This window comes from Pannonibacter phragmitetus DSM 14782 (assembly GCF_000382365.1).
In the GTDB taxonomy this organism is placed as follows: Bacteria; Pseudomonadota; Alphaproteobacteria; order Rhizobiales; family Stappiaceae; genus Pannonibacter; species Pannonibacter phragmitetus.
The window spans coordinates 1-13969 of sequence record NZ_KB908224.1 but is presented as its reverse complement, the minus strand read 5'-3'; the positions used below and the strand labels follow the sequence as shown (position 1 = coordinate 13969).

The 13969-nt window shown below is 64.6% G+C and carries 11 protein-coding genes and 1 tRNA gene; 7 read left to right on the top strand and 5 right to left on the bottom strand.

What is annotated here, in order from left to right; genetic code table 11:
* Nucleotides 1–125 precede the first annotated feature (125 nt).
* The 4 genes from H163_RS0114320 to H163_RS0114305 form a co-directional block, all read right to left on the bottom strand.
* Nucleotides 126–1103: a TAXI family TRAP transporter solute-binding subunit gene (locus H163_RS0114320; RefSeq protein ID WP_019965288.1), complete on the bottom strand. Its 978-nt coding sequence runs from the start codon at nt 1101–1103 to the stop codon at nt 126–128.
* Between the two features lie 238 nt (nt 1104–1341).
* The gene (locus H163_RS0114315) at nt 1342–2691 is read right to left on the bottom strand and encodes a sigma-54-dependent transcriptional regulator (protein ID WP_019965287.1); all 1350 of its coding nucleotides are present in this window, start codon (nt 2689–2691) and stop codon (nt 1342–1344) included.
* Nucleotides 2688–4550 (bottom strand): sensor histidine kinase, encoded by a 1863-nt coding sequence (locus H163_RS0114310; protein WP_019965286.1) that lies wholly within the window; start codon nt 4548–4550, stop codon nt 2688–2690. The genes H163_RS0114315 and H163_RS0114310 overlap by 4 nt, the downstream gene beginning before the upstream one ends.
* Before the next feature lie 87 nt (nt 4551–4637).
* Nucleotides 4638–5471, bottom strand: coding sequence for a helix-turn-helix transcriptional regulator (locus tag H163_RS0114305; protein WP_019965285.1), 834 nt, complete (start codon nt 5469–5471; stop codon nt 4638–4640).
* 108 nt (nt 5472–5579) lie between these two features.
* On the opposite strand from H163_RS0114305, the gene H163_RS0114300 reads away from it, so the two are divergent.
* From H163_RS0114300 to H163_RS0114270, 7 genes are all read left to right on the top strand, one after another.
* On the top strand, nt 5580–6839 hold the full coding sequence (locus H163_RS0114300; RefSeq protein WP_019965284.1) for a cytochrome P450: 1260 nt from the start codon (nt 5580–5582) through the stop codon (nt 6837–6839).
* Between the two features lie 29 nt (nt 6840–6868).
* Entirely contained in the window at nt 6869–7189 is a 321-nt protein-coding gene (locus H163_RS0114295; RefSeq protein ID WP_019965283.1) for a 2Fe-2S iron-sulfur cluster-binding protein, read from the top strand.
* Between the two features lie 173 nt (nt 7190–7362).
* Nucleotides 7363–7605 (top strand): type II toxin-antitoxin system VapB family antitoxin, encoded by a 243-nt coding sequence (locus tag H163_RS0114290; protein ID WP_019965282.1) that lies wholly within the window; start codon nt 7363–7365, stop codon nt 7603–7605.
* The gene (locus H163_RS0114285; RefSeq protein WP_019965281.1) at nt 7605–8045 is read left to right on the top strand and encodes a type II toxin-antitoxin system VapC family toxin; all 441 of its coding nucleotides are present in this window, start codon (nt 7605–7607) and stop codon (nt 8043–8045) included. The genes H163_RS0114290 and H163_RS0114285 overlap by 1 nt, the downstream gene beginning before the upstream one ends.
* Nucleotides 8046–8247: 202 nt before the next feature.
* Nucleotides 8248–8862, top strand: a complete 615-nt coding sequence (locus H163_RS0114280; RefSeq protein ID WP_019965280.1) for an ImuA family protein — start codon at nt 8248–8250, stop codon at nt 8860–8862.
* Nucleotides 8777–10258, top strand: a complete 1482-nt coding sequence (locus H163_RS0114275; protein ID WP_026355863.1) for a Y-family DNA polymerase — start codon at nt 8777–8779, stop codon at nt 10256–10258. The genes H163_RS0114280 and H163_RS0114275 overlap by 86 nt, the downstream gene beginning before the upstream one ends.
* 1 nt (nt 10259) lies before the next feature.
* Nucleotides 10260–13715, top strand: a complete 3456-nt coding sequence (locus tag H163_RS0114270; protein WP_019965278.1) for an error-prone DNA polymerase — start codon at nt 10260–10262, stop codon at nt 13713–13715.
* A gap of 134 nt (nt 13716–13849) precedes the next feature.
* Here the strand turns inward: H163_RS0114270 and H163_RS0114265 are convergent.
* A tRNA-Met gene (locus H163_RS0114265) sits at nt 13850–13926 on the bottom strand.
* Nucleotides 13927–13969: the final 43 nt, after the last annotated feature.

Genomic DNA, 13969 nt, shown 5'->3' with positions numbered 1-13969 from the left:
GATACCGGATCATTCACGAAGAATGGCGGCAGCCGGCAGCTGCCGCCCTCCGGAGTTTGGCCGCCCGGCACAAGGGCAGGGGGCTCATCTCAGGGCCTGATGCATCAGCATCTATAGCCTTGGTCTTACTGACCCTTCAGGGCATCCGGAATGGTGATGCCCTTTTCTTCATAGTAGCGCACGGCGCCCGGGTGGAACGGCAGGAACGAGTTCTTGTCGATGTTCTCTGCGATCGTCTCGGCAGCGGTCGCGTGGATCTGCACCATGCGGTCGTTGTTTTCCATCACCAGCTTGGTGATTTCATAGGCCAGCGTTTCCGGCATTTCGGTATTGGCAACGGCGAAGTTCCACAGGCTGACGGTGCCCTGCGGGTCCGGGAAGCCCTGATACAGGCCGCCGGGGACTTCGAAGGCAGCCAGTTCCGGCATGGCTTCGAGGATCTTCTTCTGCTGGTCTTCACTGAAGCCGAAGATGTTCACCGGGTTTTCGGCTGCAATCTGGGCGAAGGCGGAGATCGGAACGCCGGCTGCGAAAGCAAAGGCGTCGATCAGGCCGTCCTTGACCTGGCTGGTCGCGTCATTGGCGCCGGAATAGGAAATCACCGGCTTCACGCCGACGGCTTCAAAGTAGCGGGGCCAGTAGGTTGCGGCCGTACCGCCAGCCGGGCCAACCGACACGCGCTTGCCGTCAAGATCGGCCACCGACGTGATGCCCGACGACTTCAGCGCGACGACCTGGAACGGCGTCTGGTACATGGGGAACAGGGCGCGAAGCTTCTTGTGCTCAACACCCGGTGCCAGTTCGCTTTCACCCATCCAGGCCTGATAGGCCGGGCCCATGGTGACGAGGCCCATCAGATGGTCGCCGGTTTCCACCAGCGTGGCGTTCTGCACCGGCCCGCCGGTCACTTCAGCCGAAGAATTGACGCCGAGCTTCTCGGTGATCAAGCCGGCAAGGCCCGTGCCGTAGATGAAATAAGTGCCACCCTGGCTTGCCGTTCCCACGGTCATGCTGCCGGGCCAGCCGGTCTTGTCCTGAGCAACGGCCGGGGCAGCAACGCAAAGCGCCATGGCACCAGCCATGGCAATCATCAGCTTCTTCATGGAATCCTCCCAACGGTCTTCCGATGTGGTCCGCCCGGCGCCTCCTCTGGGCCGGACTTGACCGGACCTAAGCGCCTGCCGGGACGCATGGCAACGCCGGGAGGTCCTCCAGACGGCTGGATTCTTTCATTTTCCGTTAAGGGATGGGAGGAATCCGTAACATTGCCCAGTTGGCATGTGTGGAATTCCACACATGCGCAGGTCATCCGGCCCATCTGAACAGAACTGAAGCCTTACCCTACTCGCGGGCATCCAGAGCAAGACTCTTGTCGAGCCCGTATTTCTGCATCTTTTCGTAAAGCGTCTTGCGCGAGATGCCGAGCTGTTCGTAGACCGGCTTCAAAGCCCCGCCATGAGCCGTGATGGCATTGGCAATGAGCTGCCGCTCATAGGCGGCCACCTTGTCGGCCAGCCGGGTCGAGGGCGCATCCTGAGCCCCGGCGCTGTCCAGTCCGGTCTCCAGCCCCAGTACCAGCCGGTCCGCCGCATTGCGCAGCTCGCGCACATTGCCCGGCCAGTCACGTTCGGCGATTTCCGACAGGACCTCCGGCGCCACTTCCAGATCCTCGCGGCCATAGCGGGCACAGGCTTCCCGCACCAGATGCAGGAACAGGAGCGGAATATCCGCCCGCCGCTGCGCTAGGGACGGAACGCGGATGGTCGCCACATTCAGCCGGTAGAACAGGTCGGCGCGGAACCGCCCCGCCGCCACTTCCGCCGCCAGATCCACCTTGCTGGTCGCCAGAAACCGCAGGTCCAGCGGTACGGCCTCATTGGAGCCGAGCCGGGTGATCGTGCGCTCCTGCAGCACCCTGAGAAACTTGGCCTGCAGGTCCACCGGCATGGAGCCGATTTCATCCAGTAGGATTGTGCCGCCCCGCGCATGCTCGAACTTGCCGTAACGCGCGCGCAGCGCCCCGGGAAAGGCTCCCGCCTCATGGCCGAACAGCTCGCTCTCGATCAGCGTTTCCGGCAGCGCCGCGCAATTGATGGCGATGAACGGCCCCTTGGCGCGGGCGCTGATGTCATGCAGGCTGCGGGCGACGACTTCCTTGCCCGCCCCCGTCTCGCCAATGATCAGCGCATCCGCATCGCTGGCACCGATGGCCCGCAACCGGTAGCGCAGATCGACCATCACCGGGGTGCGGCCCGGCAGGCGCGTTTCGATATCATCACGCTTGCCTGCAACAGCCCTGAGGCGGCGGTTCTCCAGCACCAGTGCCCGCCGGTCCAGCGCATGGCGCGCCACGCCCGCAAGCGCCTGGGTGGTGAAAGGCTTCTCGATGAAGTCATAAGCCCCTTCGCGCATGGCCTTCACGGCCAGCTGCACATCCCCGTGGCCGGTCACCAGGATCACCGGGATCTCATGATCCAGCTCCCGGATCCGTTGCAGCAGCGTCATGCCGTCCATGCCCGGCATGCGTATGTCGCTGACCACGATCCCGTCGAAGCCGAATCCGGTACGTGCGAGCACTTCTTCTGCGGAGGAGAACGTCTTGACCTGCAGCCCATAGAGCTCCAGCGCCTGACTGGTGGAGAGGCGCAGGTCCTCCTCATCATCAACAAGCAGCACCACGCCGGAGTTCATACGGCCACCTCTTGCAAAGTCCCGGCGCCCGCTTCCGTCTGCGCCTGTATGAGCCCGATGCGGAACAGCGCTCCGCCCCCCGGCCTTGGCAGAACTGCGAGACTGCCGCCGAAGTCCTTGATGATGTTATAGGAAATCGAAAGGCCCAGACCAAGCCCCTTGCCGACACCCTTGGTGGTGAAAAAGGGATCGAAAATCCGCTCGATGATTGCCGGCGGCACACCGGGCCCCCGGTCGCCGATTTCTATGATGATATGCCCGCCGTCCTCGCGGGCGCTGAGCATGATCTCCCGGTCCTCCAGCTCCTCGACCGCATCACAGGCGTTGGTCAGGATGTTGACGAGCACCTGCTGCAGGCGCACCGGACCGCCGCGCACGGGCGGAAGGCCCGCAGGAATGCTGCTGGTCACGGTTGCATCGGCCGAAGCCAGCCGGGCCGAGACAATTTCCAGAGTATCGCGGACAGCATCCTCGATCCGCACCGCCCCAAGCCGCTCGTTCGGCTTGCGGGCGAAATTGCGCAGATGCCGTGAAATCGACGCCATCCGGTCGATGAGCTTGGAAATGCGGCCGAGATTGTCCTGCGCCTCCGCGATGCGGTTCCGCTCGATCAGCAGGGCGGCACTGTCCGCATAGGTCTTGGCAGCAGCCAGCGGCTGGTTGAACTCATGCGAGAGGGCCGCCGACATCTGGCCGAGCCCGGCAAGCTTGCCGGCCTGGATCAGATCGGCCTGGGTCTGGCGCAGCTGCAGGTTCACCCTTGCAAGATCGGCCGTGCGCTCCTCCACCCGCCGCTCCAGTTCCGCCTGCGCCTCGATCTGCATGAACATACGCTCCTGCAGCCGGGCGCGGCGCTGGATGACGGCGGAAGCCCCGAGCACGGACAGGCAGAGGAACAGGAGGATGGCAACAAGGCTGGTGCGCGCCTGGGTGTGGATCGAAGCGGTATCAAGCAGCACCTTCACCGTCCAGTCGGCTCCGGGCATGTAATGCTCGAGCATCAGGTATTCACGGCTGCCGCCGGACTGGCTGCCGCTTTGGCCGCCAGACTGGCTGATGGTCATCAGATCATGTCCGGCAAAACTGCTGCGTGCCACCGGCAGCTCCCGCAGGACGGCGTCGGAATAGCGGCGGGATTCTTCTGTCCGGCTCAGCCGCTCCTGGGTCAGCGGCAGCACCGAGGCATAGAGCCATTCGGGATTGCCGGTCATGAAGATGATGCCTTCCGGATCCGAAACGAGGATCTTGTATTCACCGCCCTGCCAGGAGCTTTCGATGCCTTCGATATCGACCTTGAAGACGATCACCCCGCGGATTTCACCGGCGGCCCGGACCGGTGCAGAAAAATAATAGCCGCGTTTGGCCGAAGTGGTGCCAAGAGCGTAGAAGCGCGCCGGCCGCCCGGCTGCAGCTTCCTGGAAGTAAGGGCGGTAGCTGAAATTCTCGCCGACGAAACTCGCCGGCCCGTCAAAATTGCTGGCGGCGATGGTCGTTCCGTCCGTTGTCATGACATAGATGTCGGAGGATTCCAGCAGCGCGTTGATGTCCTTGAGATACTGGTTTGCCAGCTGGCGCAGGCCGGCATTGTCCGGATCCATCAGCAGATCCTTCATGTCCTGATGATCGGCGATCAGGGTTGGCAGCGGCTCATAGCGGCTGAGATGGCCGCTGAGCGCTGCGACCGCCAGCCGCAAGGCACTGACGGCCTGCAGCGAGGCTTCCTGCATGAAATGCCGTGTCAGGGTCCTGTCGCCGATCGTCACAAGCGCCAGGGCCGAAAGCCCCAGCAGCACGATCAGCGCCGCAATCATCCGCCGCGCTGCAATGATGCGTCTTTCAGGAGATATTGCATCGGCCATCAGGTCAGGTCCTCTTCGGGCAGAAGATACCGTGGCAGGCGGAGGTTTCCAATGGCAAGCCAAAGCCAGGGCCGCAGCTGCCGCCCGTCAGAAACCGGCACCCTTGCGGAACCGCGCGGGCGGAAGTCCGGTGAGGCGGCGGAAGTCGCGGGAGAAGTGATAGGGATCGGCATAGCCGCAGGCGGCGGCAACCTCTGCCACGTTTTCGGAGCTTTCCGTCAGTGCCCGCTTGGCGGCGGTGATGCGCTCATGGCGCAGGAAATCCATCGGTGTCGTGCCCGTGGCCGCCCGGAAGGCCCGGAAAAGCTGGGAGGGACTGAGCCCTGTCAGCCCCGCCAGATCCCCGATCCGCCAGGGATGGGAAAGACTGGCGCGCAGGCGCTCCATCAGCGCAGCGATACGGGGATCCTGCGTGCGTCCTTCATCCGCCGGGCGCCCGGCCGCCAGCTGCGAGACGATGAGCGCCACTTGCGCATTCACCAGGGCATCCACCGCAGGCCCGCCCTGCTGTGCCAGCCGCAGCACAGCCGCAAAGGCAGCTTCCATCTCCCTGCAGGCCCCGGGCAGAAACAGCGGCTGGCGCGGCACATCCAGCACCCGGTGCAGCGCATCAAGCCCGGCGCCGCGCAGGCCCATCCAGTAATAGCGCCAGTGGCCCTCCCCCGCCGCGCCATGGGCATAAGGCCTTGATGTGTCGAGCCAGGCCACCATGCCCGGCAGGACCGCATGTGTGGCACCGCCCGTCTCGATCCAGCCCTGCCCTTGCGTGGCGATGAGCAGCACGTGATCACGGTAGCGCTTGCGCGTCGGCTCGGCGCCGGGCAGCGCCAGCCCGTAACCGGCCGCCTGCAGCGCATAGGGCAGCACCGCCGCCAGCGCACCGGGGGTGTGAAAGGCAATCTCTTCACGCTCGTCCATCATGCCCCGACGATGCGGGGCCTTGCGAGTTTTGTCCAGCTTTTGCGTTGATCCTGCATTTCCGCCCGGATTTTATGAAGCTATCTTCCGCCTCTTGAGGGAGATTTTGTCATGTCAGGTTCCGCAGCCGGCGCAGCGCCGTCACAGGGTGAGTTTGTCTTTGCGCCGCTGGAGCCTGCCTTTGCGGCGGATCCCTATGCCGCCTATGCGCAGCTGCGGGCGCGAGAAGGGCTGACATGGTTCCCCGATTTCAAGATCCATCTCGCCTCCCGCTTCGAGGATGTGTCGGCCATCGTCATGGACAAGCGCATGGTGCGCTCGCTGGACGGGCTGGCAAGCCCCGAGGAGATCGCCGCTGAAAAACGCGCCGGAAACTGGCACGACATGCCCCACCATTCCCGCTTCGTGCAGTTCAGCCTGCTGGACAGCGACGGCGAGGTGCATGACCGGCTGCGCAAGGCCGTGTTCCGCCTGTTCACCCCGGCGATGATCGCCAAGTTGCGCGACAGCATTCAGGCCTATGTGGACGGGCTGGTGGACCGCCTGCTGGACCAGCGGGACATCGACTTCGTGGAAGATCTGGCGGCGCAGGTGCCCGGCCACATCATCGGGCGGCTGCTCGGCGTGCCGGATGAGGATTGTCCGCAGCTGCGCATCTGGTCCGAGAATATCGTCCAGTTCTTCGATATCGACCGGTCGGACGCCCGCAAACAGCTGGCCGAAACCGCGACCACCGAATTCTACACCTATCTCACCGCGCTGAAGGCAGAGCGGCAGAAGGCCCCGCGCGAGGATCTCATTTCCGAACTGATCCGCGCCGAGGCCTCGGGACAGTTCACCGAGGACGAGTTCATCTCCACCTGCATGCTGATCCTCATGGCCGGGCACGGCTCCACCATCGACGTGCTGGGCTCAGGCATGCACTGCCTGTTCCGCTTTCCGGACGAGCGGGAGAAGCTGAAGGCCGGTCCCGGCCTGCTGCCCACCGCCGTGCAGGAGATGTTCCGCTTCGAATCGCCCCTGCCCTTCTTCCACCGCTACGCGAGCGAAGACGTGACCATCGCCGGCACCGCCTATCCGCGCGGGACGAAATTCGGCCTGCTCTATGGCGCGGCCAACCGCGACCCGGCGGCCTTTGCCGATGCGGACCGGTTTGACGCGGGCCGCAAGCCCAACCGGCATCTGGCCTTTGGCGGCGGCGCGCATTTCTGCCTGGGCAACCATCTGGCGCGGCTGGACATGGAAATCATCTTCGCCACCCTGCTGCGCCGCTGCGCAAGGCTGGAGCTGGCGGAAGACCAGGTGGACTACAAGCGCGGCCTTTCCGTGCGCGGGCCCAAGCGCCTCAACCTGCATCTGGCTCCTGCCTGAGCCTTCAGCTTCCAATTGGACACGCCCCCATGCCCCGTATCATCTTCCAGTCCGCCGATGGCACCCGCACCGAAGTGGAGGCCGCAAGCGGCCAGAGCCTGATGAGTGCCGCCGTTGCCCATGGCATCGAGGAAATCGCCGCCGAATGCGGCGGTGCCTGCGCCTGCGGCACCTGCCATTGCTACATCCCCGAGGGACAGGGCATCGCCCTGCCGGAGGCGGAAGAGATGGAACTGGCGATGATCGAATGCGTCATTGATCCCCGCCCGCACAGCCGCCTCACCTGTCAGGTCACCGTCAGCGAGGCCATGGACGGCCTGGTGGTGGAGCTTCCAGCAAGCCAGCACTGAAGCTGGCTCTCAATACGCTTGCCCCATCAGGCACCGGTCGAGCCCGTGCGGCGCCTGAGCAATTTCAGGGCCTGATGCGTCAGCATCAAAAGCCTTAGTGCGAGGCGGGAAACGGCATCTGGCAAGGATATGAAATTCAGAATATGATAATATCCTTGAAAGGATATGCTGCCATGCCGCTCTATATTAAAGACCCAGAGGTCGACAGGCTCACCAATGAGCTGATCGGCCTGACCAAGTCAAGCAAGGTCGATGCGGTCAAGGATGCCCTCAAGAGCGCCATCGCCAATAAACGGGCCAATCTCCCGATCCGCGAAAAGCTGGCAAAGACCTTTGCCATGATGCATGCGCTTGGACCACTGGCACCGGGAGACCACAAGCAGGAAACCGATGACATGTGGGGTGAGGACGGCTGATGCTGTTTATTGATGCCTCTGTCATCGTCGCAATTCTTGCCCAGGAGGAAGATGCAGGCGCGCTTCTGGACCGCCTCGAGGCAGATGGTGGACCTTACTACATCTCCTCCATCGTCCGCATGGAGGCGGCACTGGCCTTGACCCGCCGAATGGCAGAGGCCACCGGCAGGGATATGCCCGCGACCACCCAGATGATGCTGAAGGCGCGGAGTTTGGTCGAACAGTTCGCCGTAGACCTCGATTGCAAGGAGGCCATGATTTCCGGCGATGTTGGATCCAAGGCCCTCGATGCTGCCATGCAGTTCGGCAAGATCATGAACCACCCGGCGCGTCTGAACATGGGTGACTGCTACAGCTACGCTTGCGCGAAGGCCTACCGCACAAAGATCGCCTACAAGGGCGATGACTTCACCCATACTGATCTGGGCTGGCCGGTCTAGGTTGGCCTATCTGGACCGCCCCATCCGCTGACGCGGAAACCAATGGCACAAGCCCACGCATGCGGGCTTCTCTCCTCTTGCGGGTGAAACATTTCCGGGCATCAGGCATTCCGCATGGCTTGCCAGATTCAACAGGGAGACTCGCTGCCGCTTTCAGGCTATAGGTGGATACGTTCACGTTTTACCCCAACCCTGCCAAGTGATGAGCAACAGTCCGTCAGTCTCCCTTCCCGTTCTGGCCCCGGACCGGGTGCATGAAGCCTCCGGCCCGGCAGCGCTGGCCTTTGCGCTGCTGCAGGCGGCGCAACTGCGGGAAGGCAAGGGAACGGACAAGGCGGTGCTGCTGATCGCGCCCACCCATCTGCGCGGCGGACTGCTGCCTTCAGGCGTTGCGCCGCTGATCGACCCGAGCCGCCTCATCACCGTGCTGGCCCCCACGCAGACGGATCAGCTGTGGAGCATGGAGGAGGCGCTGCGCTCCGGCGCGGTGCATGCGGTGATCACTCTGACGGAAAAGCCCCTGACCCTGACGCAGGGCCGCCGCCTGCAGCTAGCCGCAGAAAGCGGGCGCACACTGGGCCTGCTCGTCACCGGACAGGAGGGCGGCAGCAACGCCTGTGAAACCCGCTGGCACTGCGCGCCCCTGTGGGACGAGACGGACTCGACTCTGCAAGTCTGGTCGCTTATAAAGAACAAAAAAGGAACGAGCGGCAACTGGATGGTACGCCTCAATGACAAGAGCTCAGGCCCGGCGGGTGTTGTGCATCTGGTTTCCCAGACTGGCGAGCGACCGCATCCTGCGGCTGCGGCCTCATGAGGGGCCGTTTGCCATCAGCCTCAACCGCAGCAACAGCGAGCATATCCACTGCCTGAATACGGCGGCAGAAACACGCGGCCTGCGCCGGGGCATGAGCCTTGCCGACGCAAGAGCCCTGTGCCCGCAGCTTGTCAGCGAACCGGCAGACCTGCCCGGCGAACGGCAGTTTCTGGCCGCCCTTGGCCGCTGGGCCGGGCGCTATGGCCCCATGGTGGGGCGCGATGGCGCCGATGGGCTGGTGGCCGACATCACCGGCGTGCCGCATCTTTTCGGCGGCGAGGAAGGCCTTCTCGCCGATCTCCATGGCCGCATCAGCCATGCCGGACTGACAGCCGCCGCCGCCATTGCCGGTACGCGCGGGGCGGCCTATGCGCTCTCACGCCATGGCGGCGGCATTGCTCCGCCGGGTGAGGCGCTCGCCGCCATCGGCGCGCTGCCGCCCTCGGCCCTGCGGATCGATGGGGAGACGGCCAGCGGCCTGCAGCAAATGGGCCTGCGCAGTATCCGTGACCTCACGCAGGTGCCCCGTGCGCCGCTGGCGCGCCGCTTCGGCGCCTCGCTGATGCTGCGGCTCGATCAGGCGCTTGGCCTTGCCGGAGAGCCCGTTTCTCCCGATGGCCCGCCGCCGCATTTCGGCGCCCGCATCACGCTGCCGGAGCCGGTGGGCCTCGTCGATGACGTCATGGCCGGCCTGACCCGCCTGCTGGAGCGGCTGTGCGAAAAGCTGGCGGCCGTCAATCTCGGCGCCCGGCGGCTGCATGTGGAGCTGCGGCGGGTGGATGGCGATCTGGCGCAGCTGGACGTGGGCCTTGCCCGGCCCATGCGCGACCCCGCCGCCATCGCCCGCCTGTTTGCCCGCTCGATCGAGAAGGTGGATGCCGGTTTCGGCTTCGACCAGCTGCGCATGACCGTCAGCATCGTGGAGGAGATGCAGCCGCAGCAGCTGACGAGCGCCGGCGAGGGCGAAGTGGAGGGCAAGCTCGCCGATCTCATCACCCGCATCGGCAACCGGCTGGGCTTTGACGCCGTGCGCCGCCATTTGCCTGCGGACAGCCACATTCCGGAGCGCAGCTATCTGACCGCCCCAGCCGCCTTCAGCCGCCCGGAGCCTTTTCCCCGAAGTGGCCCGCGCCGCCCGCTCCTCTTGTTTCCACCCGAGCCGCTGACGGCGCAAGGGACAAGCCCGCCCGCCCGTTTCTTCTGGCGGCGCATGCGCTTCACCCTTGGCCGTGCCTCGGGGCCGGAGCGCCTGTCACCGGAATGGTGGCTGGATGATCCCGCCTGGCGCCGGGGCCTGCGCGATTACTGGTTGATCGAAACCCGCGAGGGCCGCCGCCTCTGGCTGTTTCATACACCGCAGAACCCGGGATGGTACGTCCATGGCGAATTTGCCTGAAATGATCGCGGGCGGCTATGCCGAGCTTTGCGTCACCAGTAACTTCACCTTCCTGACCGGCGCCTCGCATCCGGAGGAGCTGGTGTTGCGGGCAGCCGAACTGGGCCTGCGGGCCATCGCCATCACCGACCGCAACAGCCTTGCGGGCGTGGTGCGCGCCCATGTGGCCCTGCGCGAGCTTCGGCGGCAACTTGCGGAACAGGCAGACACGCCAGAGACAGCCCCCGCTGCTGAACCCGCCCCGGAAAAGCCCGGAGAGACACCGCTGCACCCGATGACGGGCCGCCCGCATCCCCCCGTCCGCTCCCACCGGCGCATTGATCCGTCCAGCCGCCAGGACATGGGAAAGCAGGACATGCTGGCGCCCGAATCCGGCGAGCCACGGAAGCCCGCAGTCCCCACCCTGCCGAAGCTGATCATCGGATCGCGGCTGGTGCTGGAGGAGTGCCCGCTGGAGTTTGCCGCCCTGCCGGTGGACAAGGCCGCCTATGCAAGGCTGTCGCGCCTGCTGACCCTCGGCAAACGCCGTGCCGTCAAAGGCGCCTGCACGCTCTATCTCGCCGACCTGATGGAGTGGGGCCACGGCCTCATCCTCATCGCCCTGCCACCGGATCTTCTGGCGGTGGCGCCGGAAACGGCGCTGGAGGTGAAAAGCGTGCTGAACCGGCTCGTCCAGCATTTCCCCGGTCATGTCTACACCGGCGCGGCGCCTGGCTATGACGGTCAGGATCAGGCCCGCTTCGATGCGCTGTACCGCCTGTCGCTGGCAACGGCCGCGCCCCTTGTGGCCGCTGGCGATGTGCTGATGCACAGAGCCAGCCGCCGGGCGCTCGCCGATGTGCTGACCTGCCTGCGCGAGGGCTGCACCATCGCCACCCTCGGCCGCCGCGCCCTGCCCAATGGGGAGCGGCGGCTGAAGGACGGAGCCGGCATGGCCCGTCTTTTTGCCCGTTATCCGGCAGCGCTCCGCCGCACGCTGGACATTGCCGCCCGCTGCGCCTTTTCGCTGGATGACCTCAGCTACCAGTATCCCGAAGAGGTCAGCAGCGGCGAAGATGCGCAAGCCCGGCTGGAGCAACTGGTGCGGGCGGGCCTCGAAAGCCGCGAGCGTTTTCCCGATGGTGCGGATGCGGACACGCTGGCCAAGGTGGAAAAGGAACTGGCGCTGATCCGCCTCAAGGCCTATGCGCCCTATTTCCTCACCGTGCATGACATCGTGCAGTTCGCCCGCAGCCGGAACATCCTGTGCCAGGGGCGCGGCTCGGCGGCCAATTCCATCGTCTGCTATGCACTTGGCATCACCGAGGTGAAGCCCGGCACCACGCTGATGGTGTTCGAACGCTTCATCTCCGCCGAGCGCGGCGAGCCGCCGGATATCGACGTCGATTTCGAGCATGAGCGCCGCGAGGAGGTGATCCAGCACATCTACGAGCGCTATGGCCGCCACCGCACCGGGTTGACTGCCACCGTCATCCATTTCCGCTCCCGCGCCGCCATACGCGAGGTAGGCAAGGTCATGGGCCTGTCGAAGGATGTGCTTGCCGCCATTGCCGGGCAGAGCTGGGGCTGGTCCAGCGGCCCGCCGGATCCGGCCCGGCTGCGCGAGATCGGACTGGACCCGTCGGAGCGGCACCTTGCCATGACGCTGGAGCTGATTGCGGAAATCATCGGCTTTCCCCGCCATCTGTCGCAGCATGTGGGCGGCTTCGTCATCACCCGTGACCGGCTGGACGAGCTGTGCCCCATCGAAAATGCCGCGATGGAGGGGCGCACCGTCATCGAGTGGGACAAGGACGACATCGACGCCCTGGGCATCCTCAAGGTGGATGTGCTGGCCCTCGGCATGCTCACCTGCCTGCGCAAGGGCTTTGAGCTTCTGGTCCAGCACGAGCGGCAGGCGCTGACGCTGGCCAGCGTGCCGGAGGAGGATCCGGCCATCTATGACATGCTGTGCCGGGCCGATGCCATCGGCGTCTTCCAGGTAGAAAGCCGGGCGCAAATGAACTTCCTGCCGCGCATGCGCCCGCGCGTCTTCTACGATCTGGTGATCGAGGTCGCCATCGTCCGTCCCGGCCCCATTCAGGGCGGCATGGTGCATCCTTATATCAACCGCCGCCGGGGCAAGGAGAAGGTGGATTATCCTTCTGACGCGCTCAGGGAAGTGCTGGGCAAGACGCTGGGCGTGCCGCTGTTCCAGGAGCAGGCGCTGCAGATTGCCGTGGTAGCAGCGGGTTTCACGCCCGGCGAGGCCGACCGCCTGCGCCGCAGCCTTGCCACCTTCAAGCGCATGGGCACGATCCATACGTTCCGGGGCAAGTTCATCTCCGGCATGCTGGGCAATGGCTACAGCCCGGAGTTCGCCGAGCGCTGTTTCAGCCAGATCGAGGGCTTCGGCGAATATGGTTTTCCCGAAAGCCACGCGGCGAGCTTTGCCCGGCTGGTCTATGCGTCCGCCTGGATGAAATGCCACCACCCGGCCATCTTCGCCTGCGCCCTGCTTAATGCCCAGCCGATGGGCTTCTATGCCCCGGCGCAGATCGTGCGCGATGCGCGCGAGCATGGGGTGGAGGTGCGGCCCGTCTCGGTCAATCACTCCGCTTGGGACAACACGCTGGAGCGGCGCAGCGACGGCGCGCTGGCCCTGCGGCTTGGCTTCCGCCAGATCAAAGGCCTGTGCGAAGCGGATTGCCAGGCCATCGCCGCCAGCCGGGGCAACGGCTATCCGGATGTGGAGACCATCTGGCAGCGCACCGGCCTCAGAGGTGATGTGCTGCAGCGGCTGGCGGAAGGCGATGCCCTTGCCTGCCTTGGCCTCACCCGCCGGGCCGCCCTGTGGCAGGCGAAGGCGCTGGGTCAGGCCCGCACCCTGCCGCTGTTCTCCGGCATGGATGGGGAAGCGATTGACGAGCCTGAGGTTACCCTGCCCTCCATGTCGCTGGGAGAGGAAGTGGTGGAGGATTACGCCGCCCTGCGCCTGTCCTTGCGCGCCCACCCGATGGAGCTGCTGCGCCCCGCACTTCCGGGCCTGACCACCCATGACCAGCTGACCCGGCCGGATCTGCGGCAGGTGAGTGTGGCCGGTCTCGTCATCACCCGCCAGCGCCCCGGCACCGCCTCGGGCGTCATCTTCCTGACGCTGGAGGACGAAACCGGCGTCAGCAATGTTGTGGTCTGGCCCTCTGTTTATACAGTTTTCCGCCGCGCCGTCATTAGCGGTCGTCTTTTGCGCGTGACGGGGCGTTTGGAGCGCGAGGGGTGTGTTGTGCATTTGATTGCGGGTCAGATCGAGGATCTGTCCCACATCGTCCCTGGTCTCGTCCGGTTTGGCGGAGAGATTTCTGCTAGCGTGGGGACGGCTTCTGCGGCTGTTTGTTCTGATTTGGGGGGTGGAGGATCCGGTGTCCGCCATGCGCGAGAACAGGCCAAGCTTTTATTTTTGAGCCGTGATTTTCATTGATTTTCTGATTTGAGAGGGGCTGTTTCGCGCGTTTTCTGTTTTCTTTGTTTCTGTTTTGTTCTTTTTTGAGATGTGTTTATGGAGTAACGATTTTTGCCCCGCTTTTGGCGAGGTTTTGTGTGTTTTTTTTGATTTGGTTGCGGGGGCAGGATTTGAACCTGCGGCCTTCAGGTTATGAGCCTGACGAGCTACCGGGCTGCTCCACCCCGCGTTAGTTGGGTGGTTGTTGAAGAGTTTTGATTTGTTATCTGCGT

Excerpts from the sequence above, each read along its gene's own strand:
- H163_RS0114275 (WP_026355863.1), top strand. The coding sequence starts at position 8,777 with ATGACAAGAGCTCAGGCCCGGCGGGTGTTGTGCATCTGGTTTCCCAGA.
- H163_RS0114295 (WP_019965283.1), top strand. The coding sequence starts at position 6,869 with ATGCCCCGTATCATCTTCCAGTCCGCCGATGGCACCCGCACCGAAGTG.
- H163_RS0114280 (WP_019965280.1), top strand. The coding sequence starts at position 8,248 with ATGAGCAACAGTCCGTCAGTCTCCCTTCCCGTTCTGGCCCCGGACCGG.
- H163_RS0114320 (WP_019965288.1), bottom strand. The coding sequence starts at position 1,103 with ATGAAGAAGCTGATGATTGCCATGGCTGGTGCCATGGCGCTTTGCGTT.
- H163_RS0114300 (WP_019965284.1), top strand. The coding sequence starts at position 5,580 with ATGTCAGGTTCCGCAGCCGGCGCAGCGCCGTCACAGGGTGAGTTTGTC.
- H163_RS0114270 (WP_019965278.1), top strand. The coding sequence starts at position 10,260 with ATGATCGCGGGCGGCTATGCCGAGCTTTGCGTCACCAGTAACTTCACC.
- H163_RS0114290 (WP_019965282.1), top strand. The coding sequence starts at position 7,363 with ATGCCGCTCTATATTAAAGACCCAGAGGTCGACAGGCTCACCAATGAG.
- H163_RS0114310 (WP_019965286.1), bottom strand. The coding sequence starts at position 4,550 with ATGGCCGATGCAATATCTCCTGAAAGACGCATCATTGCAGCGCGGCGG.
- H163_RS0114315 (WP_019965287.1), bottom strand. The coding sequence starts at position 2,691 with ATGAACTCCGGCGTGGTGCTGCTTGTTGATGATGAGGAGGACCTGCGC.
- H163_RS0114285 (WP_019965281.1), top strand. The coding sequence starts at position 7,605 with ATGCTGTTTATTGATGCCTCTGTCATCGTCGCAATTCTTGCCCAGGAG.
- H163_RS0114305 (WP_019965285.1), bottom strand. The coding sequence starts at position 5,471 with ATGATGGACGAGCGTGAAGAGATTGCCTTTCACACCCCCGGTGCGCTG.